23 protein-coding genes and 4 pseudogenes are annotated in these 24,718 nt (G+C 73.9%); 16 read left to right on the top strand and 11 right to left on the bottom strand.

All coding sequences use genetic code 11. The features are described from left to right. Nucleotides 1-152 precede the first annotated feature (152 nt). The 7 genes from pgsA to ABD54_RS14885 all read left to right on the top strand — a co-directional run bounded on the left by pgsA (nucleotide 153) and on the right by ABD54_RS14885 (nucleotide 6,362). The gene (pgsA, locus tag ABD54_RS14915) at nucleotides 153-782 is read left to right on the top strand and encodes a phosphatidylinositol phosphate synthase (RefSeq protein ID WP_047870084.1); all 630 of its coding nucleotides are present in this window, start codon (nucleotides 153-155) and stop codon (nucleotides 780-782) included. A 49-nt stretch (nucleotides 783-831) separates the two neighbouring features. Next, nucleotides 832-1,953, top strand: coding sequence for a phosphatidylinositol mannoside acyltransferase (locus ABD54_RS14910; RefSeq protein WP_047870083.1), 1,122 nt, complete (start codon nucleotides 832-834; stop codon nucleotides 1,951-1,953). After that, entirely contained in the window at nucleotides 1,950-3,155 is a 1,206-nt protein-coding gene (locus ABD54_RS14905) for a glycosyltransferase family 4 protein (RefSeq protein WP_047870082.1), read from the top strand. The genes ABD54_RS14910 and ABD54_RS14905 overlap by 4 nt, the downstream gene beginning before the upstream one ends. A 142-nt stretch (nucleotides 3,156-3,297) precedes the next feature. Further along, nucleotides 3,298-3,801: a hypothetical protein gene (locus tag ABD54_RS14900; protein WP_047870081.1), complete on the top strand. Its 504-nt coding sequence runs from the start codon at nucleotides 3,298-3,300 to the stop codon at nucleotides 3,799-3,801. Nucleotides 3,802-3,983: 182 nt separating this feature from the next. Beyond that, complete coding sequence (pdxS, locus tag ABD54_RS14895) at nucleotides 3,984-4,895, top strand: pyridoxal 5'-phosphate synthase lyase subunit PdxS (protein ID WP_047870080.1); 912 nt, start codon at nucleotides 3,984-3,986, stop codon at nucleotides 4,893-4,895. 112 nt (nucleotides 4,896-5,007) lie between these two features. Next, a complete protein-coding gene (gene pdxT, locus ABD54_RS14890) occupies nucleotides 5,008-5,616 on the top strand; it encodes a pyridoxal 5'-phosphate synthase glutaminase subunit PdxT (protein ID WP_047870079.1) in 609 nt (202 codons plus the stop codon). Beyond that, complete coding sequence (locus tag ABD54_RS14885) at nucleotides 5,613-6,362, top strand: YebC/PmpR family DNA-binding transcriptional regulator (protein WP_047870078.1); 750 nt, start codon at nucleotides 5,613-5,615, stop codon at nucleotides 6,360-6,362. The genes pdxT and ABD54_RS14885 overlap by 4 nt, the downstream gene beginning before the upstream one ends. 8 nt (nucleotides 6,363-6,370) lie before the next feature. Here the strand turns inward: ABD54_RS14885 and ABD54_RS14880 are convergent, their stop codons facing one another. The 3 genes and pseudogenes from ABD54_RS14880 to ABD54_RS29605 form a co-directional block, all read right to left on the bottom strand. After that, a complete protein-coding gene (locus ABD54_RS14880) occupies nucleotides 6,371-7,243 on the bottom strand; it encodes an alpha/beta fold hydrolase (protein WP_047870077.1) in 873 nt (290 codons plus the stop codon). Nucleotides 7,244-7,545: 302 nt separating this feature from the next. Next, nucleotides 7,546-8,805 (bottom strand): annotated as a pseudogene (locus ABD54_RS14875) (NAD(P)/FAD-dependent oxidoreductase). Between the two features lie 276 nt (nucleotides 8,806-9,081). Continuing rightward, nucleotides 9,082-9,174 (bottom strand): annotated as a pseudogene (locus ABD54_RS29605) (isocitrate/isopropylmalate family dehydrogenase); the annotation flags it as partial. Between the two features lie 258 nt (nucleotides 9,175-9,432). Between ABD54_RS29605 and ABD54_RS29535 the strand changes: the two are divergent. Continuing rightward, a pseudogene (locus ABD54_RS29535) lies at nucleotides 9,433-9,486 on the top strand (hypothetical protein); the annotation flags it as partial. A 36-nt stretch (nucleotides 9,487-9,522) separates the two neighbouring features. After that, nucleotides 9,523-9,753 carry a hypothetical protein gene (locus tag ABD54_RS29035; protein ID WP_235432068.1) on the top strand — a complete coding sequence of 77 codons (231 nt, stop codon included), beginning with the start codon at nucleotides 9,523-9,525 and terminating at the stop codon, nucleotides 9,751-9,753. Between the two features lie 103 nt (nucleotides 9,754-9,856). Here ABD54_RS29035 and ABD54_RS14860 read toward each other — a convergent pair whose 3' ends face one another. Next, nucleotides 9,857-10,282, bottom strand: coding sequence for a PPOX class F420-dependent oxidoreductase (locus ABD54_RS14860; RefSeq protein ID WP_047870075.1), 426 nt, complete (start codon nucleotides 10,280-10,282; stop codon nucleotides 9,857-9,859). 142 nt (nucleotides 10,283-10,424) lie between these two features. On the opposite strand from ABD54_RS14860, the gene ABD54_RS14855 reads away from it, so the two are divergent. Beyond that, on the top strand, nucleotides 10,425-10,934 hold the full coding sequence (locus ABD54_RS14855) for a hypothetical protein (protein ID WP_047870074.1): 510 nt from the start codon (nucleotides 10,425-10,427) through the stop codon (nucleotides 10,932-10,934). Between the two features lie 66 nt (nucleotides 10,935-11,000). Here ABD54_RS14855 and ABD54_RS14850 read toward each other — a convergent pair whose 3' ends face one another. The 4 genes from ABD54_RS14850 to ABD54_RS14835 form a co-directional block, all read right to left on the bottom strand. Next, nucleotides 11,001-12,479, bottom strand: a complete 1,479-nt coding sequence (locus ABD54_RS14850; RefSeq protein ID WP_047870073.1) for an adenylosuccinate synthetase — start codon at nucleotides 12,477-12,479, stop codon at nucleotides 11,001-11,003. Next, entirely contained in the window at nucleotides 12,476-13,471 is a 996-nt protein-coding gene (locus ABD54_RS14845) for a hypothetical protein (RefSeq protein ID WP_047870072.1), read from the bottom strand. Before ABD54_RS14845 ends, ABD54_RS14850 begins: the two co-directional genes overlap by 4 nt. A gap of 89 nt (nucleotides 13,472-13,560) precedes the next feature. After that, entirely contained in the window at nucleotides 13,561-14,655 is a 1,095-nt protein-coding gene (locus ABD54_RS14840) for a molecular chaperone DnaJ (RefSeq protein ID WP_047870071.1), read from the bottom strand. Between the two features lie 17 nt (nucleotides 14,656-14,672). After that, nucleotides 14,673-15,464, bottom strand: coding sequence for an NUDIX domain-containing protein (locus ABD54_RS14835; protein ID WP_047870070.1), 792 nt, complete (start codon nucleotides 15,462-15,464; stop codon nucleotides 14,673-14,675). Between the two features lie 262 nt (nucleotides 15,465-15,726). Here ABD54_RS14835 and ruvC point away from each other — a divergent pair, with 262 nt between their 5' ends. The 6 genes from ruvC to ABD54_RS14805 all read left to right on the top strand — a co-directional run bounded on the left by ruvC (nucleotide 15,727) and on the right by ABD54_RS14805 (nucleotide 22,332). Further along, nucleotides 15,727-16,275 carry a crossover junction endodeoxyribonuclease RuvC gene (ruvC, locus tag ABD54_RS14830; protein WP_047870085.1) on the top strand — a complete coding sequence of 183 codons (549 nt, stop codon included), beginning with the start codon at nucleotides 15,727-15,729 and terminating at the stop codon, nucleotides 16,273-16,275. A 50-nt stretch (nucleotides 16,276-16,325) separates the two neighbouring features. Beyond that, entirely contained in the window at nucleotides 16,326-16,946 is a 621-nt protein-coding gene (ruvA, locus tag ABD54_RS14825) for a Holliday junction branch migration protein RuvA (protein WP_047870069.1), read from the top strand. Between the two features lie 18 nt (nucleotides 16,947-16,964). Beyond that, nucleotides 16,965-18,113 carry a Holliday junction branch migration DNA helicase RuvB gene (ruvB, locus tag ABD54_RS14820; RefSeq protein WP_047870068.1) on the top strand — a complete coding sequence of 383 codons (1,149 nt, stop codon included), beginning with the start codon at nucleotides 16,965-16,967 and terminating at the stop codon, nucleotides 18,111-18,113. 377 nt (nucleotides 18,114-18,490) lie between these two features. Next, nucleotides 18,491-18,799 (top strand): preprotein translocase subunit YajC, encoded by a 309-nt coding sequence (gene yajC / locus ABD54_RS14815; RefSeq protein WP_082166829.1) that lies wholly within the window; start codon nucleotides 18,491-18,493, stop codon nucleotides 18,797-18,799. 216 nt (nucleotides 18,800-19,015) lie between these two features. Then, complete coding sequence (locus tag ABD54_RS14810; protein ID WP_047870066.1) at nucleotides 19,016-19,570, top strand: adenine phosphoribosyltransferase; 555 nt, start codon at nucleotides 19,016-19,018, stop codon at nucleotides 19,568-19,570. A 584-nt stretch (nucleotides 19,571-20,154) separates the two neighbouring features. Continuing rightward, nucleotides 20,155-22,332, top strand: a complete 2,178-nt coding sequence (locus tag ABD54_RS14805; RefSeq protein WP_047870065.1) for a bifunctional (p)ppGpp synthetase/guanosine-3',5'-bis(diphosphate) 3'-pyrophosphohydrolase — start codon at nucleotides 20,155-20,157, stop codon at nucleotides 22,330-22,332. Between the two features lie 124 nt (nucleotides 22,333-22,456). Here the strand turns inward: ABD54_RS14805 and ABD54_RS14800 are convergent, their stop codons facing one another. The 3 genes and pseudogenes from ABD54_RS14800 to ABD54_RS14790 all read right to left on the bottom strand — a co-directional run. Continuing rightward, nucleotides 22,457-22,924: a nitroreductase/quinone reductase family protein gene (locus tag ABD54_RS14800; RefSeq protein WP_047870064.1), complete on the bottom strand. Its 468-nt coding sequence runs from the start codon at nucleotides 22,922-22,924 to the stop codon at nucleotides 22,457-22,459. 146 nt (nucleotides 22,925-23,070) lie between these two features. Further along, nucleotides 23,071-24,261, bottom strand: coding sequence for an acyl-CoA dehydrogenase family protein (locus ABD54_RS14795; protein WP_047870063.1), 1,191 nt, complete (start codon nucleotides 24,259-24,261; stop codon nucleotides 23,071-23,073). A 189-nt stretch (nucleotides 24,262-24,450) separates the two neighbouring features. Next, a pseudogene (locus tag ABD54_RS14790) lies at nucleotides 24,451-24,718 on the bottom strand (formyl-CoA transferase); the annotation flags it as partial.

The following is a 24,718-nucleotide window of genomic DNA, read 5'->3' as shown; positions in this document are numbered from 1 at the left end:
GCCCCCGAGCCGCTCCTCCCGCAGGGTTCCGACTCCCGCGGTCGGGCTCCTACCTCCTCGGTGGGCCCCCGCCCCCCGCCGGTGCGGTTCCCACCTCCACGACCGTTCCCGCCCTACGATTCCAAGAAGACATGCTGAGAATCCTTCGCCCCATGGTCTCCCGGGTCACCACTCCGCTCGGCCGGAGTCTGGCCCGACTCGGCCTCACACCGAACATCGTCACCATCGTCGGCGCCCTCGGCGTCGTCGTCAGCGCCCTGTTCTTCTATCCGCAGGGACAGCTGTACGCCGGATCGGTCGTCGTCACGGTCTTCGTGCTCTTCGACATGCTCGACGGGGCCGTGGCCAGGGCCCGCGACAGCGCCAGCGCGTTCGGCGCCTTCCTCGACTCCAGCCTCGACCGGGTGGCCGACGCCGCCATCCTCTCCGGGCTCCTGTGGTGGTTCATCGGTGAGGGCGACGACCCCCTGCTCGCCGGACTCACCCTCTTCTGCCTGGTCAGCGGCTTCATGGTGTCCTACATCAAGGCGCGCGCCGAGGGGCTGGGCGTCAACTGCGACGTCGGCGTCGCCGAGCGCACGGAGCGCCTGGTGGTCATCCTCGTCGCGGTGGGCCTCGGCGGCCTGGACGTGCCCTACGTCCTGGCGGGCGGCCTGTGGCTGCTGGCCGCGATGAGCCTGCTCACCGTCCTCCAGCGCCTGGTGGAGACCCGCGCCCGCCTCAACGACCCCGACTACGTCGGGGGCGCCGCGGGGACCGGCGAAGCCAACGGCGGAGCCTGAGCGCACGAGGCGACGGAGCAACGGGGAGAACGGCGAACGGGGGGACGACGTGGACGAACGCACGGCCGACCTGGCCTACACGGCGGGGTGGGCGATGATCCGCCGCACGCCCGAGAGCGCGGGGCGGGCGCTGTTCCGACGCCTGGCCGACCGCTCCTGGCGCGCCCACGACGAGAGCACGCGCGGCCTGGAGCGCAACCTGAGGCGCCTGGTCGGCCCCGGGGCCACTGACGCCGAGCTGCGCGCCCTCTCCCGCGCGGGCATGCGCTCCTACATGCGCTACTACTACGAGATGTTCCGCCTCCCGGCGATGGGGGAGCAGTACGTACTGGACCGGACCCGCGCCACCGGGATCGAGGTCCTGGAGCAGCACGTCCGGTCGGGCCGAGGCGTGGTCGCCGCCCTGCCCCACATGGGCAACTGGGACCACGCCGGAGCCTGGATCGCCCTGAGGGGCACCCCCCTGACCACGGTCGCGCAGCGGCTGCGTCCCGAGAGCCTGTTCCAGCGCTTCACCGCCTACCGGGAGTCCCTGGGCATGGAGGTGCTGCCGCTGACCGGAGGCTCGAACACCGTGGGCACCCTGGCCCGGCGGCTGCGCGGGGGCGGACTGGTGTGCCTGCTCGCCGACCGCGACATCAGCGGCACCGGACTGGAGGTGGACTTCTTCGGGGAGCGTGCGCGCGTGCCCGCCGGGCCCGCCGCGCTGGCCCTCAACACCGGCGCCGCCCTGATGCCGGTCTCGCTGTGGTACGACGGCCCGTACTGGAACATCCGGGTCCACGACGAGATCCCCGTCGCCGGGGGAGCCACCCGCGCCGAGCGGGTCCAGGCCACGACCCAGGAGCTGGTCCGCGTCTTCGAGGGGGCGATCGCCGAGCACCCCGAGGACTGGCACATGCTCCAGCCGGTGTTCAGCGCCGACCACGCGCGCGCCGCGCGCGGCCACGGAGCCGACGGCGGCGTTCCGACACCGGTCGCCGCCGACCGCGAGCGCCTCTCGCGAGGGGCGGACACGGATACCGCTGCGCCTCTGGCGGCGGACGAGAGCACCGCGCGGAGAGGGTCGGGCGACGGCACCGCGCGGGGCGGGTTCACCTCGGCGAACGGGGTAGGGGCCCCTCAAGGCAGCGGGGCGAGGCCCCCCGGACGAGACGAACGGAACAGGTGACCGTGGGCATGCGGGTCGGCCTGGTCTGCCCCTACGCCTGGGACGTCCCAGGCGGGGTGCAGCAGCACGTCGGCGACCTCGCCGAGGCGCTCACCGGCATGGGGCACGGGGTGTCGGTACTGGCGCCGGTGGGCGACGCGGACACCGCCGCGCTGCCGGACTACCTCGTTCCCGCCGGAAGACCGGTCCCGGTGCCCTACAACGGCTCGGTGGCCCGGCTCGCCTTCGGTCCCAGGCCCGCCTCGCGGGTGCGCCGGTGGATCGCCGAGGGCGGGTTCGACGTCCTGCACATCCACGAGCCGTCAGCGCCGAGCGTCTCACTGCTGGCGTGCTGGGCGGCGGACGGCCCCGTGGTGGCCACCTTCCACACCGCCAACCCCCGGTCGCGGGCGATGGCGGTGAGCTCCCCGGCGCTGCGTTCGGCGATGGAGAAGATCAACGGCCGCATCGCCGTGTCCGAGGCCGCCCGGCGCACCCTGGTCGAACACCTGGGCGGCGACGCCGTGCTCATCCCCAACGGGGTGGCGGTGCGCAGGTTCGCGCACGCCGAACCCCTGCCCGGCTGGCCGGGGGAGGGCGGCTCGATCGGCTTCCTGGGCCGCCTGGACGAACCCCGCAAGGGGCTGGGCGTCCTGCTGGAGGCCTTCGTGCTCATGGCCCCCGAACGGCCCGGACTGCGCCTGATGGTGGCCGGCCCCGGCGACGCCTCGGCCGCCATGGAGGCCGTCCCCGGGCACCTGCGCGAACGCGTCGTGCTGCTCGGTCGCCTGGACGACGCCGACAAGGCGCGCGCCTACCACTCCGCCGACGTGTTCTGCGCGCCCAACCTGGGCGGGGAGAGCTTCGGCATCGTGCTGACCGAGGCGATGGCCTCCGGCGCGGCCATCGCGGCCAGCGACATCCCCGCCTTCGCCGCGGTCCTGGACGGCGGCGCCGCCGGGGAGCTGTTCGCCGCGGGAGACCCCGCCCACCTGGCCGAACGCGCCGGTGCGCTGCTGGACGCACCCGGCAGGCGTGCGGAGCTCTCGCGCGCGGCCCGCCGAGCCGTACGCGCCTACGATTGGGACACCGTGGCCGCCGACGTCGCCCACGTCTACCGGACCGTCCTGCTGTGGGACGGAAACGGGGACGGCCGCTCCGCCGGGGTGGGCCTGGACGGCGGGCCCCGGGCCACCGCCCTGCTGCGCTGGGGGACGACGTGACCGGGGCCGTCGCAGCGGTGGCGGCCGCTGCCGGGGCCTCCGTCCCGGTGCCGCGCACGCCCAGCCCCGCGGAACGGGGTGAGCGGCCCTGACCGAGGACGTCCTCTTCGCCGCCGCCGTCGTCGGCATCCTCCTGGCCCTGGTGCTGTTCGGTTTCTACCTCTCCTGGCGGGCCACCCGCCTGCACCGTCTGCACCACCGGGTCGACACCGCGCGCGCGGCCCTGGAGGCCGCCCTGGAGCGGCGCCTGGCCGCCGTGTCGGCGCTGGCCGCCGCCGACGGCACCGACGCCACGCGCGCCCTGCCCGGGGTCGCCGGGGCCGTCGGCGGAGCGCGCGACCGGCAGCGCGAGCTGGCCGAGAGCGCGCTGTCGCGCACACTGCGCGCGGCACTGGAATCTCCTGGGCCGCTCGCGCGTTCTGTCATGCTGCGGCCCTATCTGGTCGAGGTGCAGGCCGCCGCCAAGGGTGTCCACATGGCCCGCACGTTCTACAACGGCGCGGTCTCCGACACCCGCCGTGCCCGCCGTTCCCTGCTCGTCCGGACGTTTCGACTGGCGGGCACGGCGTCCCTGCCTGACTTCTTCGAGATCGACGACCAGCCGCCGCGGATCCCGCTCCTGCCCGTCGGCCCCGACAGCCCGTAGATACGGGCCCCGGGAAAACACCGATCTGGCCAAAACCCTCGAAAGGGGGTGGAAGTAGGATGGGGGGCTGGTCGACCAGGGTGCGCGGCGCCGACGGTGCCCGCGTACCGCCGCGTGGGGCCGCCGACTCCGCTGCCCGAGAGCAGCCCTCAGCAGAACCGAGACGACGGGAGTCCACCACCGTGGCCAACAACGCACCGAACACCTCCGACAACGCCGTCGGCACCGAGCGTGTCAAGCGCGGCATGGCCGAGCAGCTCAAGAACGGCGTCATCATGGACGTCGTCACGCCCGAGCAGGCCAAGATCGCCGAGGACGCCGGAGCCGTCGCGGTCATGGCCCTGGAGCGAGTCCCCGCCGACATCCGCAGGGACGGCGGCGTCGCCCGCATGTCCGACCCCGACATGATCGACGGCATCGTCGAGGCCGTCTCCATCCCGGTCATGGCCAAGGTCCGCATCGGCCACTTCGTCGAGGCCCAGGTCCTGGAGTCGCTCGGCGTCGACTTCATCGACGAGTCCGAGGTCCTCACCCCGGCCGACGAGGCCCACCACATCGACAAGTGGGCCTTCACCGTCCCCTTCGTGTGCGGGGCCACCAACCTGGGCGAGGCGCTGCGCCGCGTCGCCGAGGGCGCGGCCATGATCCGTTCCAAGGGCGAGGCCGGAACCGGCAACGTCGTCGAGGCCACCCGCCACATGCGTTCCATCCGCGGTGAGATCCGGCGTCTGGGAACCCTGGACGAGGCCGAGCTGTTCGGCGCGGCCAAGGAGCTGCGCGCCCCCTACGAGGTCGTCAAGGAGGTGGCGGAGCTGGGCGAGCTCCCCGTCCCGCTGTTCTCCGCGGGAGGCGTGGCCACCCCGGCCGACGCCGCGCTCATGCGCCAGCTCGGCGCCGAGAGCGTGTTCGTCGGTTCGGGCATCTTCAAGTCCGGCGATCCGGCCAAGCGCGCCGACGCCATCGTGCAGGCCACCCTGCACTACGAGGACCCCGCGGTGATCGCGCGTGTGTCCCGAGGCCTGGGCGAGGCCATGGTCGGCATCAACCTGGACGACCTGTCCGACTCCCAGCGCTACGCCGGCCGCGGCTGGTAGCCGCCGCCCGGCGGACGCCTCCCGCGTCCGTCGTGCGGGTGGCGGGGCCGCGACCGGCCCCGCCGTCCGCGCTCGGCAGAACACGAGCCTACGTCCACGAGTGAGGCCGTACTTGACCGCCACACCCACCATCGGCGTCCTCGCCCTCCAAGGCGACGTCGCCGAACACCTGCGCGCGCTCCGGGCCCTGGACGCGCACACCGTGAAGGTGCTCTCCCCCGACCAGCTCGACGCCCTGGACGGGCTGGTCGTCCCCGGCGGGGAGTCCACCACCATGTCCAAGCTGGCCGTGCGCTACGGCCTGATGGAACCTCTGCGCAAGCGGATCGCCGCGGGGATGCCCGCCTACGGCACGTGCGCCGGGATGATCATGCTCGCCGACCGCATCCTGGGCGGGACCGCCGACCAGCAGACCGTCGGCGGAATCGACATGACGGTGCGCCGCAACGCGTTCGGACGCCAGACCGAGTCCTTCGAGGCCGCCGTGGACATCGACGGCCTGGGGGGCGACCCCTTCGACGCGGTGTTCATCCGCGCGCCCTGGGTGGAGTCGGTCGGGCCCGGGGTCGAGGTGCTCGGCGCAGTGCCCGGCCCCGACGAGGCCGGTAGGATCGTCGCCGTACGGCAGGGCGGCCTGTTGGCCACGTCCTTCCATCCCGAACTGACCGGCGACACGCGCATCCACCGCCTCTTCGTCGACATCGTGAAAGGACATTCATGAGCGGCCACTCCAAGTGGGCCACCACCAAGCACAAGAAAGCCGTCATCGATGCCAAGCGCGGCAAGCTCTTCGCCAAGCTGATCAAGAACATCGAGGTGGCCGCGCGGACCGGCGGTGGAGACCCCGACGGGAACCCCACCCTCTACGACGCCATCCAGAAGGCGCGCAAGAACTCCGTGCCGCTCGACAACATCGAGCGCGCCCGCAAGCGCGGCTCCGGCGAGGAGGCGGGCGGCGCCGAGTGGCAGACCATCATGTACGAGGGCTACGCCGCCGGTGGCGTAGCCCTGCTGGTGGAGTGCCTGACCGACAACCGCAACCGCGCCGCCTCCGAGGTGCGCGTGGCCGTGACCCGCAACGGCGGCAACATGGCCGACGCCGGTTCGGTGTCCTACCTCTTCAACCGCAAGGGCGTCGTCATCGTGTCCAAGGCGGGCACCACCGAGGACGACGTGACCCTGGCGGTGCTGGACGCCGGTGCCGAGGAGGTCGAGGACCTGGGTGAGGTCTTCGAGATCGTCTGCGAGGCCACCGACCTGGTCGCCGTGCGCACCGCGCTCCAGGAGGCGGGCATCGAGTACGACTCCGCCGACTCCAGCTTCCTGCCGACCATGGAGGTCCCGGTCGACGCCGAGACCGCCAAGAAGGTCATGCGGGTGGTGGACGCGCTGGAGGACTCCGACGACGTGCAGAACGTCTTCACCAACGCCGACATCCCCGACGAGGTCATGGCCGAGATCGGCTGACTGCCCGGTCAGGCGACCTCCCGCAGCAGGTCGCGAACGCGCGCGGGCGCCTCGTGGAGTGCGAGGTGGCCCGCGCTCGCGATCGTGCGCACGTCGGTGCCCAGCAGTCTGCGCACCGCGCCGCGCAGCAGCGAGGGTGTGAAGACGCGGTCGTGGGCCCCGGTGGCCACCGTGACGGGCGTGCCCGACCAGTCCCGGAAGTCCTCGCCCCGCAGTATGCCCGGGACCGGGCTGGGGCGGCAGTGCCGTGCGACCAGCGTCGCCCACTCAGCGAGCGGGTGGGTCGCGCCGCGCGCGGCGACGGGCCCGCTGAGCAGGTCCAGTAGCCGCGAACTGGTCCGCTCGCCCGGTGAGAGCCGCCAGGAGAACGCGGCGCGCAGCCTCTCCCCGTCCATGACGGGGGCGGCCAGACCCGCCGGGCCGACCAGCACGAGCCCCGCCACCAGCGGTGAGGGCATCGCCGCCAGGGCGGCCGCGGCACCCGTGGAGTGCCCGAGCAGGATCACCGGTTCGGAGGTGACCTGGGGTAAAAGCGCGTCCAGCCAGGCGCCGTAGGCGTCCGCCCGGCCGAGCAGGGGGCGCCGGGAGTCGCTGGTGCCCGGATGCCCGGGCAGGTCGGCCAGGAGCACGGTCCGGTCGGCGCGCAGCACCCGCGCGGTCGCGACCAGGTTCGCCGCCCCCAGGAGGGCCCCGGACAGCAGCAGGACGGGGGTTCCCGGTCCGCCCGGCAGGACGTGCACCCGCGTCGCGCGTCCGGCCGCGGTCACCGCTCCCGGCGACCGCAGGTCGCGGGCTCCTCCCAGTGCGCGCTCGCACCAGGAGCGCACCGCGATCTCACCGGCGTCGGACCGGTAGACCCGGGTGAGGGACAGCGTGGACATCGTTCACCTTCTCGTGGCGGAAACGTCCCCGCTCCGGAGCCGGGACGCGGGATGTGGGCGTACGGGGACCACGTGCGCGAGGCGGGACTCCTTCGCCGACGCCTCGGCCGCAGACGCCTGAACGGGAATCCCGCGCCCGAGGGGCCGGGCGCCGGTACGGCGCGATCGCCCCCACGCCAGGTCGGACCCCGCGCGAACGGGAGCCGGTGGGCGGCCCCATCCGCCCACCGGCTCCGTGTCCGGGGTTCCCGCACGCGGGGGCCGGCGCCCTTCGGGGACACCGGCGCCAGCGGTAGGGGGGCTCAGCGCAGCGGGTCGAGCGCCTCCAGCGCGCCCGGGCGGACGCCTGTCGCGATCTGCTCGGCCAGGAGGTCCCCGGTGACCGGGCCGTGCGTGAGCCCCCACATGCCGTGGCCGCCCGCGACGAAGACGCCGGGGGTGCGGGTCGCCCCCACCAGGGGCACACCGTCGGAGGTGACCGGCCGGGGGCCCACCCAGGCGTCGGTGCGCTCCCGCCAGCGCACCCCCCCTGAGGTAGGGGGCGGCGGAGCGCTCGACGGCCTCGACCCGCCGCGGGACGAGCGCGTCGTCGGGGCCGCGGAACTCCATCGTTCCGGCGACCCTCAGCGCCCCCTGGTAGGGGGTGCACGCCACGCGGGCCTCCGGCAGGTAGACGGGGCCGGGCACCGGCTCGTCGGTGGGGACGGTGAAGGAGTAGCCCCTCCCGGCGCGGACCCGGGCGCGCACTCCGTGCTCGGCGGCCAGCCGGTCGAACCAGGCGCCCGTGCACACCGCGACCGCGTCCGAGCGCAGCCGTTCGCCGTCGCCGGATACGGTGACGACCGCGCCCTCCTCCCGGTGGACGCGGACCGCCTCGAACCCGGTGCGCACCCGACCGCCGCGCTCGCGCACCGAGGCCGCCAGGTCGCGGACGAGGGCGCCGGGGTCCACGTGGCGCTGTCCGTCCAGGCGCACCGCCGCCCCACGGCCCCCGAGGCGTGGGGGAGGACCTCGCGGACCGCCGCCCCGGTGAGCGCGGTGTGGTCCACGTCCAGCCCCGAGGCCGCGATCCGGTCCAGCTCGCGCAGGAGCGCGACGGCCGAACGCGGGGAGCGGAACAGCGCGGTGACGGGCGCGCGGACCTCGGTGGTCTCCACGCCGCCCTCGGCCAGCGCGTCGAACGCGTCCAGGGCCCCGGTGTTGAGGGGCAGGTTGGCGCGTACGGCCCTCTCCCAGGCGTTCCAGCGGCAGTGGGCGGCGAAGCGGGCCAGGAACAGCCACAGGCCCGGCGAGGGGGACAGCGGAACCGACAGGGGCGCGTCGCGGTCGAGCAGGGAGCGCAGGCCGTAACGCAGCACGCCCGGCTCGTTCAGGGGGATGGCCAGCCCCGGCGAGAGCCATCCGGCGTTGCCCCACGAGGCCCCGGAGCAGACACCCTCCCGGTCCACGACGGTGACGCGGACGCCGCGCTCCTGGAGGAACCAGGCCGTCGACAGGCCGACCACCCCCGCGCCCACGACCAGCACGTGCTGGACCCCGCCGACACGCCCCACGTCCGCCATCGCCCCTGTTCCCCCCGTCCACCGTGTCCGTCGGTCCCACCATGCTCGCTTTCCGCCGTGGGGCCCTTGTCGGGGTAAGACAATCGGATACGGGGTTCCTGTGCCGTTCGGACAAGGGGGCGGCGGGGTCCGAGTCCGGGTCAGGGCAGGCGTGAGAGCACCTCGGCCGTGAACTCGTCCGTGCCCGCGCTGCCGCCCAGTCCCGCCGTGCGCTCGGGGGGATGAGGCCAGCACGGCGCGGACCGCGTCCATGATCTGCGCGCCCGCCTCCGGGCGGCCCAGGTGGTCGAGCATCATCGACGCCGACCACATGGCCCCCAGCCGGTTGGCCAGCCCCTTGCCCGCGATGTCGGGCGCCGGGCCGTGCACCGGCTCGAACACCGACGGGTACTCGCGCTCGGGGTCGGTACCCGCTCCAGGCGCCCGGCACGTCGTAGTGGCGGCCCGCGAATCCGTGCCGCCCCCACAGCGGCAGGACCGGGTACTCCAGGAGGCGCCCGGTGTCGGCGCGGTCGTGCTCTAGGCCGACGGAGGCCGCCGCCCGTTAGTCCTCGCAGGAGGTGTGGATCGCGGCCGGGTCGCTGAAGCAGCGCACGCCACGGCGGAGCGAACCGGGCGGCCTCGGCCCTGTACCTGTCCCAGCCGTCCCTGTCACAGGCGGTCCGGGCCCTGGAACGCGACCCGGGCAGCGACCTCTTCCACCGCATCGGCCGCCGCGTGGTGCTGACCGAGGCGGGACGCGCGCTGATCGAGCCCGCCCGCGAGGCGGTACGCGTCCCGGGTCCGGCCCGCTCGGCGGTCGAGTCGGTTCGGGAACTGCGCGGCGGACGGGTGGACGTGGCAGTGCTGCCCACCCAGGCGATCGAGCCGCTGACCGGTCTGGTGGCGGGCTTCACCCGGCGCCATCCGGAGGCGGCGGAGGCGTTCGTGGCCCACGCGGTGGGCTGAACCCGCCTCCCGCCAGCCGGTCGGACGGTCAGCGCCTGAACGGCCCCACGGTCCGGGGCCGCACCGGGCCGTGCGGCCGACCGGGTCCGCGCCTGGCGGGTGCTCAGCCGGCCATGTCGAAGGCGGAGACCACCCTGGTCGGGCGCAGCCGTACCGCGAGTTCGCCTGGCACGCCGTTGCGCCGCCCGAACTCCTCGGCCCGCTCGGGCCCCATGTAGCGGCGGGCGATCGCGGTCGCGGTGCGCACCAGCTCGTCGGGGTCCTCGGACACGACGGCCTCGCCCTGCACCTGCACGAAGGCGTACGGCGGCTCGGGAAGGTCCACGGTGAGCGTCACCCTGGGGTCGCGCGCGATGGACCGGCCCTTCGCGGTGGAAGCGCCGGTGTTGAAGACGATGTCGCCGTCCTCGACGACGAACCACACCGGCGCCGCCAGCGGCCGTCCGTCCGAGGCGGTGTAGGCGAGCATGCCGGTGCGGGTGCCCTGGAGCAGGAAGTCGCGGACCCGGGGGTCGGAGAGAGAAGTCACGGACCCACGCTAGTGGCCGGGTTCCGATCCCTACGGGAGGAAGTGACGCCGGGGTGCCCGCGTGTCGGCGCGCCCGCGTATCGGTACGATCCGCGCAACACGGGCGTCCGTTGAGGGCGGGCGGACACGGGAGAGGGGCGCCATGGGCGGGGTCGTGCCGGACGACGGGACGTGGCGGATCGGCGCCCGTGAGGGCGTCGCCCTCACGGCGCGCTGGTGGAAGTGGGTGTGGTCGGCGCCGGAGGGGTGCGATCCGGTCCGGGACGCCACCGGCGAGCACGCGGCCCGCAACCAGCCGGACGACCTGTGGTTCCTCGCCGGTACCTACGGGGGCAGGGCCGTGCGCCGGTGCGAGGTGCCCGCCGGGCGCCCCCTGTTCTTCCCGGTGCTCAACACGCAGTTCCCCTTCGAGTGCTCCAGGGAGCCGATGGCCGTGCCGGTCGCACGGGCCGAGGCGCACCTCAACGGCGTAGCGCTGCCGCTGGAGGAGGTCCAGGGGGTGTTCCGCAGCCCCCTGTGGGTCCGTCGGCACAACTGGGGGCTGTGGGGCGCGGTCTCGCCCCTGAGCCCCGGCGTGTACGTGCTGGAGATCAGGGCGGACGACGGCCAGGGATTCCGGCTGGACACCACCTACCACCTGACCGTCGTCTGAGGAGCGGAGGACGGCGCGACGGGATCGGGCCCGGTACCGTCCGCCGGAGCGGACCCCGCCGGTCGGTCAGACACGTGACGGAACGCGGGCGTCGCAGCGGGTCGGACCCGAGAAGACCGCCTCCAGGGGCAGCCCCAGCTCCTCCCCGACGGCCTCGGCGGGGAAGTCGGGCGCGGGGGCGAGCACGGGCCGCGCCGCCAGCAGGGCGAGGGCCAGGCGCTCCTGCCGGTCCAGGCGCGCCGAGGCGTCCCGCAGCGCCGCACCCGTCACCGCGGTGCCCGGCCCGCTGGGCGCCGGGGCCGGTGCGGGAACCGGTTCCCGGCTCGACCCGTCCGGCGCGGTGTAGCCGGTGCACCAGCGCAGTCTCCCTCCGGCCCGCGCGGGGGCGTCGGCGTGCGTGACCACCAGCGAGTCCACCCCGCCCGTGGCGGCGAGCGCGTACCGGTGCGCCACGGCGTCGAAGTGCCCGACCCGGAACTCTCCCTGCCACGGGTGCGTGCCGTTGTGCGCCTCGGCCAGCACCGCGCCCAGTCCGGGGTCCTCGGCCACGAGCGGGCCCGCGCCGTGCCGGGTGGTGTAGGTGCGCACCACGCCGATCCGGCGGACGTCGCCGGGGCGCCCGGCTTCGGCCAGGAGCGCGAGCGGGTTCGCGGTGGTCGTCGTGGACCAGGTGGTGTACGGGTGGAACCCGTGCCACTCGTCCAACAACACCCCCTGAGCCCCCTCGAACACCACGGGGGAGCGGGCGAGCAGCCGGGGCAGGTAGTCCTCGTCCACCAGCCGCACCCGCCGGGCGAAGGCCTGGTAGGCCTCCACGCACTCCTCGACGTCCGGCTCGGGGTCGGGCCGGGCATCGGCACCGCGGTTCGGGGCCGCGCGGGACCCTGTCACCGCGCCGGAGGCCGCCGGCGGCCCGGTTCCGGCCGCCGTGTGCCCGGCGGCGGGGCCTGGGCCCGCGCCCGGGGGCTCCAGGGAGCGGCGAACCGCGTGCAGGTGGTCGGCCAGGCGGCGCAGCTTGCGGCGCAGCGCGTCCGGCCGCGCGCAGTCGCCGGCGGTCGGCGCGTCCTCGGGGCGGGCCAGGGCGTAGGCCACGGTCTCGCCCACCCCCATCCCGCAAGAGCCGTGCCGGTCCCCGCCCCGGGCGCGCTCCCGCGCCCGGTTGGCCGCCCGGTGCCACGGCGTGCTGATCAGGGCCCGGCGGTCCACGGTGACCAGCGCGAACGGGTCGGGCACGCCGAGCGAGGCCAGGTGCCCGGCCTCGGCGGCCAGGGCGAAGGGGTCCACCACCATCCACCGCGACAGGTGCGTGGGCACCGGGCCGCCGGGGGCCAGTGTGCCCGCGCCGAACTGGGCGAACGTGTGGTGGCGGCCGTCGGGGGTCACCACGTTGTGCGCGGCCTGGGCGCCCCCGTTGGCGCGCACGACGGCGCCGAAGCGCCGCCGCGCGCACAGCAGGTCGACCGTCACGCCCTTGCCCGCGTCGCCGAACCCCAGGTCGACGACGACGGCGTTCCCGTCGGCCCACGGGGCGGTCGCGCCGGTCACAGCCGGTCCACTCCGCCAGCCCCGGCCGGGCCGCCGAGCCCGGTCGGGGTGTCGGCCACGACCACGGAGCCGCGGCTCTCGGACAGCGTCCGCAACGCCCTGCCCACCGCCTCGCCCGCGTCCGATCCCGCTTCGGCCAGGTCGGCCAGGCCCTTCTCCAGGTCGATGGCCTCCTCGGCGAGTCCGACGGTGACCGCGATGGTCTCCGACACCGCGTCGAGGTCGTCCAGGTAGATGACGTTCTGGCCCAGCCGGGTGTCCCAGAAGCCGCGCACCTTGTCGTTGTGGAAGTGCCCGCTGCCGGTCGGCATGATGAAGTACACCTCGAAGCTGCGTCGCAGCTCGGCCAGGATCCGCGGGAACGGGATGTCCTCGGTGATGTCGTCGCCGATCACCTCGCGCACCTCCCGCGCCTTGACCGCCCCGTAGGCCATCTCGTCGCCGATGACGAAGAGGTGGCCGCGCCGTCCGCGCTTCTCCAGGCAGTCCATGGAGGTGTGCCGGGCCATGAAGTACATGGCCAGCTCGTAGGACTCCATCACCTGGCCGCCGCCTCCGCCCTCCAGCAGGATGTTGCCCAGGTCGTCCTCCAGTTCGTTGCCGGACTCGAACTGCCCCACCTGGAGCGGGGCCCGGTCGCACGTGGCGTCGCCGATCGCGCCGAAGAGGATCTGCGGGTCCCGCACGTACCCCTTGCGCAGCAGCAGGCCGAACAGGTCGGGCAGCTTGGTCTGGAGTACGCGCGGCACGTCGCGCATGGACCCGGTGACGTCGAAGAGCACCGAGATGGCCAGCGACTCGGGGTGTTCGGCGGAGTCGCGGCTCTCGCGCACGTCCACCCCGCGGGGGTCGAGGCTGTCGTGGACCCGCCAGGCGCTGCGCGGGGTCGAGGCGAGTACGTCGTCGGTGTAGCCGAAGCTGCTGGAGCCGACGGAGGAGTTGTAGGCCTGGCGCGCGTGATAGGCGTCGGTGGACCAGTGGCTGCTTCCCATGGGTTTCTCCGTGAGTTTTCGGGCGGCCCGGGAGGGCCGCCGGGGTCGGTGAGGGGTTTCGTGAGGGGGACGGTGGTCGGGGAGGGGGTTCAGGCCCCGGCGGCCGGTGCCGGGTCCGGCATGGCGAAGGGGCGGAACCGGCGCGGCCCGTAGAGGCGTTCCAGCACGTCGTCCAGTTCGCAGAGCAGGGCGAACCCGTCGCGGGGCCGCCGCTCGGGGGCGGGCAGGGTGCAGCCGCGCGCGAAGGACCGAAGCTGTGGGGGCAGGCGGCCCGCGGTGACGTACTCCACGCACCGGGTCGCCATGTGGATGTCGGTCTGGGCCAGCGCGGGGCGGCGCGCGGCCACCTCGGGCGGATAGAAGTCCGCGCGGTCGGGCACCATCGCCGGGACGTGCGGCGCGGTGCGCGGGGCGTGCGCCGTCACCGAGTAGCACCAGTCGACCAGGACCAGGCCGTGATCGGCCGGGTGGATCATCACGTGCTCGGGCACGACCGCGCCGTGCACCACTCCCGCCAGGGCGGCGTTGCCGACGGCGACCAGCAGCCGCCTCCACATCCACGCCGCGTCGCGCGGGTCCACGCCGTCGGGGTGGGCGCGGCGCACCTCGGCCAGCGTGTGGAACCCGTGCAGCCGTCCCAGGACGTTGGCCCGCCGCTCCACGCCGGTGGCGGCGTCGCGGTGCTTGAAGGACTCCACCAGTTCGGGGACGAAGGCCCGGTAGCGCTCGTGGCCGTGGTCCCGGATACGGCGCAGCGCGGTCGCCTCGGCCTCCAACAGGTCGTTGTCGCGGGGTGCGCGGGGCAGTTTGAGCACCGCGTCGCGCCACTCCGGCGCCCGGTAGCGCACCGGGTGCAGGTCGGCGACGTCGCCGCGGGCCAGCCGCTCCCGGCCGACCCGGTAGGTGTGCGCGCCTGCGGCCAGGGTGAGGTCGTCCAGGCGCAGGTCGCCCGCGGCCATCGCCCGGTACAGGTCCCACAGCCGCGAGAGCCGGGTGAAGGGGCCTGTACCGCTGCCGGGCGGCGCCGTGTCGGGGTGCAGCGCGCGGGCCAGCTCGCGGTGGCGGGCCGTGGCCGCCGGGGGCACGCCGCCGCCCTCGGGCAGCGGGCCGAACAGCTCCACGGGGTCGGCCGCCAGCGCGACCTGGCGTTCGGCCTCCCCGAAGGCGGGGCCGGTGGCCGTCATCGGACTCCTCTCGGGTGTCACTGCGTGCTCCGCAGCAGGGGAGGGTGCAGCAGGGCGGCGCCGCCCCCGCGGTAGAGCCGGGCGCGCCGTCCGCCGCCCGCGCCGCCGCGCTCGGCCAGTTCCCCGGTGTCCTCCACGAACCCGGGTGCGGCGAGGATCTTGCGGTGGAAGTTGGCCGCGTGCAGGGACTGGCCCCACACGGCCTCGTACACCTCGCGCAGCGCCGTGATGGTGAAGGCGGGCGGGAGGAAGGCCGTGGCCAGCGGGGTGTACTCCAGCTTGGAGCGGGCGCGCTCGACCGCGTCGGCCAGGAGGCGGCCGTGGTCGAAGGCCAGGTCGAGCCCGGGGCGGGCGCCGTCGCCGTGGCCGAGGTCGCGCCAGGGGATCCAGGCGGCCTCCTCGGTGCCCCGGCCGGTGTGCGGGTCGGGCAGGTCGGGGGCCAGCAGGACGTAGGCGACCGAGAAGACGCGCATGCGCGGGTCGCGGTCCCGGGCGCCGTAGGTGCCCAACTGCTCCAGGTGCAGTTCGGTGGGCAGCCGGGTCTTCTCCGACAGCACGCGCAGTGCGGCGTCGGGCAGGTCGGGGTCGGCGGGGCCGTCCGGTCCGTCCTGGGCCCGGACGAACCCGCCCGGCAGCGCCCACCAGCCGCGCTGGGGGTGCTCGGCGCGCCGTGTCAGCAGCACGTGCGGCACGCCCGAGCGGATGGTGAGGGCGACGACGTCGACGGTGACCGCGGCCGGGGCGAACGCGCGGGGGTCGTAGCCGGCGAGGAACCGGCTCTCGCCCTCCTCGTTGCGCGGGTCGGTCACATGCGCCTCCAGTTGTTCTCAAGTCGAGTATTTCTCGATCTGAGATCAACTTAGCACGCGCTCGGCGTTCCGTCCATCCCTTTTCCTCCGGAAGGCGAAGTCGTGGTGCGGCCCGGGCCGTGCGGCCGCGCCCGGCCGGGCGACTACGCTCGCGACGGGGAGACCCCGGGATGGCGACACGCCCGGGCGGGCCGGGGGCGGGCGTCGTCGCCCGCCGCTAGCATGTGGCGAACGGACGTTCGAGAGGGCAAGGGTGAGGCGCGTGCGCGTGTTGGGGATCGACCCCGGGCTGACCCGGTGCGGTGTCGCCGCCGTCGAGGGCGCCATCGGCCGACCGCTCGCCCTCCTCGGTGCCGACGCCGTGCGCACCAGCCCCGACACGGATTTGCCCCGTCGGCTCGTGGACATCGAGCGCGGCATCGAGGAGTGGCTGGACCGCTACCGGCCCGACGCGGTCGCCGTCGAGCGCGTCTTCGCGCAGCACAACCTCAGCACCGTCATGGGCACCGCCCAGGCCAGCGGCATCGCCCTGGTCTGCGCCGCCCGCCGCGGCCTGCCCGTGGCCATGCACACCCCCAGCGAGGCCAAGGCCGCCATCACCGGCAACGGCCGCGCCGACAAGGCGCAGGTCGGCACGATGGTGGCGCGTATCCTCGGACTCGACGGACCTCCCAAGCCCGCTGACGCGGCCGACGCCGTCGCCCTGGCCATCTGCCACATCTGGCGCGGCGGGGCCCAGGCCCGCGTCGCCCAGGCCCAGCAGGACTTCGCCCGCAAGGTGGAGCTGGCCCGCCGCACCCGCGGCCGCTAGCGCCCCGCCCCCAGGAAGGAGAGGGGCACCGTCCCCGGTGCCCAAACCAGATGATCGCGTTCCTCACCGGCCGGGTGGCCGCACGCGGCGCGGGCACCGCCGTCATCGACGTCGGCGGGGTCGGCATGACCGTGCAGTGCACGCCCTCCGCGCTCTCGCGCCTGCACGTGGGCGAGACCGGGACCGTGGCCACCAGCCTCGTCGTGCGCGAGGAGTCCCTGACCCTGTTCGGGTTCGCCGACGACGACGAGAAGAACCTGTTCGAGCAGCTCCAGACCGCCTCCGGTGTCGGCCCCCGCCTGGCCCTGGCCATGCTCTCGGTCCACAGCCCCTCCAGCCTGCGCCACGCCGTGTCCACCGAGGACACCGCCGCCCTCACCCGCGTGCCCGGCATCGGTAAGAAGGGCGCCCAGCGCATCGTGCTGGAATTGCGCGGCAAGCTCGACGCGGCCGTGCTCACCGACGGCACCCTGCCCGGGGCCGAAGCCGCCGGGGCCGGCAGCGAGCCCGACGGCGCCTGGCGCGGACAGGTGGTCTCCGGCCTGGTCAACCTCGGCTGGTCGGCCAAGGACGCCGAGGCCGCCGCCTCCGCCGTGGCGGCCGAGGCCGAGCACACCGACGACGTCGCCGTCCTGCTGCGCAGCGCCCTGCGCAGGCTCAGCCGGGCCTAGGAACAGGGAGGAAACCCCGTGTACGACTTCCACGAGGAAGGCCCCCGCGGATCGGCCCCCGGCGGGCCCCCGCCCTACGAGCGCGACGCGGTCTCGCCCGACGCTGGCACGGACGAGCGCCAGATCGAGGGAGCCCTGCGCCCCCGCGCGCTGGACGAGTTCGTCGGCCAGGAACGCGTGCGCGAACAGCTCTCCCTGGTACTGCACAGCGCCAAGCGGCGCAACCGGGCACCCGACCACATCCTCATGTCGGGCGGTCCGGGCCTGGGCAAGACCACCCTGGCCATGATCATCGCGGCCGAGATGGGGGCCCCGCTGCGCATCACCTCGGGCCCGGCCATCGAGCGCTCCGGGGACCTGGCCGCGGTGCTCTCCACCCTCCAGGAGGGCGAGGTGCTCTTCCTGGACGAGATCCACCGCATGGCCCGCCCCGCCGAGGAGATGCTCTACGTCGCGATGGAGGACTTCCGGGTCGACGTCGTGGTCGGCAAGGGCCCCGGTGCCACCGCCATCCCGCTGGACATCGCGCCGTTCACCCTGGTCGGTGCGACCACCCGCGCGGGCATGCTGCCCGCGCCCCTGCGCGACCGCTTCGGGTTCACCGCGCACATGGACTTCTACACCCCCGGTGAACTTGAGCTGATCCTCCAGCGCTCGGCGGGCCTGCTGGGCGCGCCCCTGGGCGCGGACGCCGCCGTGGAGATCGCCGGGCGCTCGCGCGGCACCCCCCGGATCGCCAACCGGCTGCTGCGCCGGGTGCGCGACTACGCCGAGGTGCGCGGGGACGGGCGGCTGTCTCTGGACACCGCCCGCGCCGCCCTCGACCTCTACGAGGTGGACGAACTGGGCATGGACCGGCTGGACCGGGCCATCCTCGACGTGCTCATGAGGAGGTTCCGCGGCGGCCCGGTCGGCCTGTCCACGCTGGCGGTGTCGGTGGGGGAGGAGGCCGAGACGGTGGAGACCGTCGCCGAGCCCTTCCTGGTCCGCTCCGGATTCCTGGCACGCACCCCGCGCGGCCGGGTGGCCACCCCGCAGGCATGGGCGCACATGGGGCTCACCCCGCCTCCGGACGCGGCCTTCGGCGCGGCGGCGGCCAACGGCGGCGTCACGGGCGGCTCCGCCCCAGCGGGCAACGCGGGTCACAACGGAGCGGCGAGTCCCTGACCAGCGCGTCTGTCACGCAGCCCCGGTCGGGGCACAATGGGTTCCGGCCGCGCGGATCGGGGGCGAACCGTTAACACTCCGATCTCCTCCGGTGGGATAACGGTGACCCACGTCACGTAAGCTGGGACGAAACAGCCGATACGGGGCACGACTCCGTACGTGTCGTTCGACACCGGTGGAACGACTCGGCCCTCTGGTGCGTTGTACGTGCCGGACAGGCCCGGACCACGCGGTTCGTGCCGATGCGAAGAAGGTGGCCGTCGCGGTGTCCCATCCGACAGCGGTCGGCCACACGACGAAACGTCAGGAAGGACGCCCCCGTGCAGGGCCTTTACCACCTCGCTGCCGAAGGAGAGCCCACCGGTGGGCTCTTGAGCATGCTGTTCCCGTTCCTGCTGATCCTCCTGGTGTTCTGGCTGCTCTTCTGGCGCCCGGCCCAGAAGCGCCGCCAGCAGGAGACGCAGATGCACAACGCCCTGGTCCCCGGTGTCGAGGTGATGACCAAGGCGGGCATCTTCGCCACCGTCGTCGAGATCCACGAGCAGGACGTCCTGCTGGAGATCGCGCCCGGGACCCGCATCCGCATGCTCAAGGCCGGTGTTGGAGAGGTCGTCACCCCGGCCGCCGACGACACGCCGGTGGAGGACCGTCCCGACTTCGGCGACGACGACAAGCCCAAGGGCTAGACGTACCTCCTCGGGCCCCCGCTCCGCTTCGGCCCGGATCCGGGCCTGCTCCCCGCGCGGTGAGCGGAGGGCCAGCGCGCGTCCGACCCCGGTACCGGCCCCCGCGCGGGGGCCGGTACCGCCGTGTCCGGCCGTCCGTACCACGGGTCTTCGCCGCGACTCCCGCGAGAGCCCCGGACCCGACAGCACGAGAACCCAGCAGAAGGCCCACCCCACATGCCCGACGACACCGCCACCGCGGCGCCCGTCCCCAGCCCGGAGCTCATCCGGGCGCACATCCGCGACATTCCCGACTTCCCGCAGTCCGGCGTCCTGTTCAAGGACATCACGCCGCTGCTCAACCACCGGGAGGCCTTCACGGCCGCCGTGGAGGGCCTCGCCGCGCCCTTCCGCTCCGCGGGGGTGGACCACGTGGTCGGACTGGAGGCGCGCGGATTCATCTTCGGCGCCCCGGTCGCCATGGCGCTGGGCTCGGGCTTCGTCCCCGCGCGCAAAGCCGGGAAACTGCCCTCACGGACCATCGGTCAGGCCTATGATCTGGAGTACGGCACCGCGACCGTCGAGATCCACGCCGACGCGGTCTCCCCGGGCAGCCGTGTGCTGATCGTGGACGACGTCCTCGCCACCGGCGGCACCGGCAGGGCCGCGGTGGACCTGGTCCGCAAAGCGGGTGGTACGGTCGTGGGATTCTCCGTCCTGATGGAGCTCTCCGCGCTCCGGGGACGGGACAGGGTGCCCGACGTGGAGCTGCACACGCTCCTCACGGTCTGATCCGGCCGACCCGCGCCGCGGCCGACGCCCCTCCCCACGGGGAATGCGCGACGGCCCGTCATCGTTGACGTACTCCACCACCGGGGGTGAACCCCCGGTGGCCAGTGGCACACCCGCCGCCGGGCGCGGCGGGAGCGGGCCGAGGCCGTTCCCGACGGGAACGGCCCCACTAGACTGGTGGGAGAGGTACCGCGGCGGCCACGTCACGACTGGCCCTGATGACACGCACGTGCACCGGTGGAGCCGGGCGGCGCTGACGGCGCCCGCGCGACCGGACGGATCCGCGGGAGGTAGGCATGCCAAGCGAAGTGGTTTCGACCGGGGCGGTACCGGCGGACGAGACGCGGCGGGACGCCTCCCAGGAACCGCGGCCGAACGCGCCTCGGGGGCACGCGGACGGCACCGGCGAGCGGGGCGCCACCACAAGTCCACAGGGAGAACGGCCGGAGGGCGCCGCGAACGGAGCGGCGCCCTCCGACGTCTCCGGAGCGGGGGCCACGCGGCAGCCGTCCCCCTCCACCACGCCCTCCACGGTGCGAGTACGCAGAAAGCTCGCCCGACTCGGCGCCCAGCGGGGAGTAACGATGAACCCGGTGCTCGAACCACTGATCAAGACAGTGCGGGCCACCCATCCCAAGGTGGACGTGCGGCTGGTCGAGCGCGCCTACGAGGTCGCGGCCCACCACCACCGCGACCAGAAGCGCAAGAGCGGCGACCCCTACATCACCCACCCGCTCGCCGTCGCCACGATCCTCGCCGAGCTGGGCATGCAGGAGGCCACCCTGGCCGCCGCCCTCCTGCACGACACCGTCGAGGACACCGACTACTCCCTGGGCGATCTGCGCTCGGACTTCGGAGACGAGATCGCGGAGCTGGTCGACGGGGTCACCAAGCTCGACAAGGTCAAGTACGGCGAGGCCACCCAGGCCGAGACCGTGCGCAAGATGGTCGTGGCCATGGCCCGCGACATCCGCGTGCTGGTCATCAAGCTGTGCGACCGGCTGCACAACATGCGCACCCTGCGCTACCTGCCCTCCCGCGCCAAACGGGAGAAGAAGGCCCGCGAGACCCTGGAGATCTTCGCCCCCCTCGCCCACCGGCTGGGCATGAACACCATCAAGTGGGAGCTGGAGGACCTGGCCTTCGCCACCCTCTACCCCAAGCGCTTCGACGAGATCGCCCGCCTGGTGTCCGAGCGCGCCCCGCGTCGCGACGTCTACCTCCAGGAGGTCATCGAGGCGGTCTCGGCCGACCTGCGCGAGTCCAAGCTCAAGGCCACGGTGCGCGGACGGCCCAAGCACTACTACTCGATCTACCAGAAGATGATCGCCCGCAACTGCGGCTTCGACGAGATCTACGACCTCATCGCCGTGCGGGTCCTGGTGGACAGCGTCCGCGACTGCTACGCGGCCCTGGGGACCATCCACGCGCGGTGGAACCCGGTGCCCGGCCGGTTCAAGGACTACATCGCGATGCCCAAGTTCAACATGTACCAGTCGCTGCACACGACGGTCATAGGACCCTCGGGCAACCCGGTCGAGCTCCAGATCCGCACGCGCGCGATGCACCGGCGCGCCGAGTACGGCATCGCCGCGCACTGGAAGTACAAGGAGGACCGGGGCAGCGGGGGCGAGAACAAGCCCCGGGGCAGCTCCGACATGCAGTGGCTGCGCCAGCTCATCGACTGGCAGCAGGAGACCAAGGACCCGGGCGAGTTCCTGGAGTCGCTGCGCTTCGACCTGTCGGTGCAGGAGGTGTTCGTCTTCACCCCGGGCGGCGACGTCATCTCGCTGCCCCAAGGCGCCACCGCCGTGGACTTCGCCTACGCCGTGCACACCGAGGTCGGCCACCGCACCGTGGGCGCCCGCATCAACGGCCGCCTGGTGCCGCTGGAGAACGAGCTGCACAACGGCGAGACGGTGGAGATCCTCACCTCCAAGACGCCCGACGCCGGGCCCAGCCGGGACTGGCTGAAATTCGTCAAGAGCGCCCGGGCGCGCAACAAGATCCGGCACTGGTTCACCAAGGAGCGCCGCGAGGCCGCGATCGAGCAGGGCAAGGACGAGATCGCCAAGGTCATGCGCAAGCAGGAGCTTCCGGTCAAGCGCCTGTTCAGCGGTGAGGCGATCATCGGCCTGGCCAGCGACCTGCGCTACCCGGACGTGGACTCTCTGTACGCGGCGGTGGGGGAGCGCCAGGTCAGCGCCCAGCACGTGGTCGGCAAGCTCGTCGACTCCATGGGCGGCCTGGAGAGCCACACCGAGGACATCGCCGAGTCGGCGCTGCCCACCGAGGCGGCCACCCGCCAACGCCAGCACGGCAACCCGGGCGTGGTCGTGGAGGGCGACGCCGACGTGTGGGCGCGCCTGTCCAAGTGCTGTACCCCCGTTCCGGGCGACGAGATCGTCGGCTTCGTGACCCGGGGCAACGGGGTGTCTGTGCACCGCCGGGACTGCGTGAACACCGCGACGCTGGACACCGACCGCATGGTCAAGGTGGAGTGGTCGCCCACCGAGGACTCGATGTTCCTGGTGGCTCTGCACGTGGAGGCACTGGACCGGTCCCGCCTGCTGTCGGACATCACGCGGGTGCTGAGCGACCAGCACGTCAACATCCTGTCCGCGACCGTCCAGACCAGCCGCGACCGCGTGGCGCAGAGCCGCTTCACCTTCGAGATGGCCGACCCCGCCCACCTGGGCAGCGTACTGCGCGCGGTACGGGGCGTGGACGGCGTCTACGACGTCTTCCGCGTCCGCAACTGAACCGGCCGCGCTCCGGGGGAGGGGCCGCGGGCACGGGGGAGGACAGCGGTCCCGCCGCGGGGCGGCACGGGCGCGGCCGGGCCCCGGGCGCCCGCGCGGGGAGCCCGGAGCCCGTGCGCGCCGGTCAGATGCGGATCGTGGTCGAGCGCACGATCTCGAACACCGGGTGGCGGTCGGCCTCGGCCGCGAACGCCTCCTCGGGGGCGTCCGGGGGCGTCTCGAAGTACGGGCCCACCATTGCGGAGCGCGGGTGGTCCAGGTACTCCTTGAGAAGCGGGGCGGCCTCCTCGGCCCCCAGCTCGCGCACGCTGATCAGCTCGATCCAGCCGCCCTGGCGCAGCGTCGCGAAGCCGTCCTGGCGCAGGTTGCGGACCCAGTCCACCTCTCCGTAGGGGGAGACCAGGAACCGGCCGCGGTCGCTGTCCAGCACACTGAGCGGGATGGCGCGCAGGAAGCCCGACTTGCGCCCACGCGTGGTGAGCAGGTGCAACTCGGGCAGGCACACCCCGTACTTGACGAAGCCGCTGACGACGGCGTTGGCGGTCCGCCGCAGCCCAGTCATCTCGAACCGCTTCGTCGGCTCGTTCCCCATCTCGGCAACTCCCTCGCTCGGCTGCTCCCCATTCTGGTGGCTGCGCGCGCCCAGCGGCACCGGGGGCAGGCGCGCGACCCGCGGCCGGTCCCCGCCGACCGGCCCGGCTCCCGCATCCGGTCCGGGGTCCGGGGAGGCGGCGCCGCTCAGCGGAAGGCCGAGATCCCCGTCACCGACTGGCCGATGCTGAGCGCGTGGATCTCCTCGGTGCCCTCGTAGGTGGCGACAGTCTCCAGGTTCACCATGTGCCGCATCACCGGGTACTCCAGGGTGATGCCGTTGGCTCCGTGCACTGAGCGCGCCGCCGCGGCGACCCGCTGGGCGGCGGCCACGCAGGACAGCTTTCCGAAGCTCACGTGGTTGTGGTGGCACCGGCCCTCGTCCTTCAGGCGCCCGATCCGCAGCGCGGTCATGGCCGCCTGGTTGACGTCCACCACCATGTCGGCCAGCTTGCGCTGGGTCAGTTGGAACCCGGCGATCGGTCCGCCGAACTGCTCGCGGCTCAGCGCGTACTCCAGGGCCGCCTCATAGCAGGCGCGCGCGGCGCCGGCCGCGCCCCACACGATGCCGTAGCGGGCCTCGTTCAGGCACGACAGCGGCGAACCCAGGCCGCGCGACCCCGGCAGCACCGCGTCGGCGGGCAGACGCACGCCCTCCAGAACCAGTTCGGAGGTGATCGACGCGCGCAGGGACAGCTTGCGGTGGATGACGTTGGCCGAGAACCCGGGCGTGTCGGCGGGCACCACGAACCCGCGCACGCCCTCGTCGGCGGCGGCCCACACCACGGCCACGTCGGCGACCGAACCGTTGGTGATCCACATCTTGGTGCCGTCGAGCACCCAGTCGCTCCCGTCCCTGCGGGCGCGGGTGCGCATCGACCCGGGGTCGGAGCCGGAGTCGGGCTCGGTCAGCCCGAAGCAGCCGATCGCCTCACCCGAGGCCATGCGCGGCAGCCACTCCTGCTTCTGCTCCTCGGAACCGAACTTGTGGACGGCAGCCATCGCCAGCGAGCCCTGTACCGACACGAAGCTGCGCAGGCCCGAGTCCACGGCCTCCAGTTCGCGGCAGGCCAAACCGTAGGCGACCGCGCTGGAGCCGCCGCAACCGTACCCCTCCAAGTGCATGCCCAGCACCCCGAGGGAGCCGAAGGCCCTGGCCAGCCCGCGCGGGTCGGGCAGCGTGCCCGCCTCGAACCACCCGGCCACGTTCGGCGCCAGCTCGCGCGAGGCGAAGCCGCGCACGGCGTCGCGGACGTCGCGCTCGGTGTCGGTCAGGTCTGCGTCCACCGCGAGGAAGTCGTGCGGGTCCGGTGCGGCGGGTTTACGGGATTCGCTCAAGGTGGGTGTCCCTTCGTGGTGCCGACGGCCGGTGCGGCCGTGCGGGATGCGGACGGTGTCCTCGGACCCGGGCGCGGGGCCCGGAAGAAGGACGGGCGGTCGTCTCGGGGCCGGGCGCGGAGCCCTGACGGGCTCCGGGGTGCGGTCGGGTCGTACGGTCGGGCGGGTCCGGTGCTATCCGCCCGGTCCTCAGGGCAGGTCGGGCTGCTGGACGGCGCCGCGCGCGACCATCGCGTCCACGTCGGCCCCGTCCACGCCGAGTTCGGCCAGGATCTGCCGGGAGTGCTGCCCCAGCAGCGGCGGCGCGGTGAGCGGCGGAGGGGCGCCCTCCAGGCGGAAACCCGCGCGGACCTGCTCGATCAGCCCGGCGGTGGGGTGCTCCACGGTGCGCAGGACGTCGTCGCCGCTGGCGTCGGCGGTGCGCAGCGCGTCGAGCACCCCGCGCACCCGCCCCACC

Origin of the sequence: Nocardiopsis sp. RV163 (assembly GCF_001029525.1) — a bacterium.
Taxonomy (GTDB): domain Bacteria; phylum Actinomycetota; class Actinomycetes; order Streptosporangiales; family Streptosporangiaceae; genus Nocardiopsis; species Nocardiopsis dassonvillei.
The sequence above is the reverse complement of the archived record's forward strand: the minus strand, read 5'-3'. Positions and strand labels throughout refer to the sequence as shown.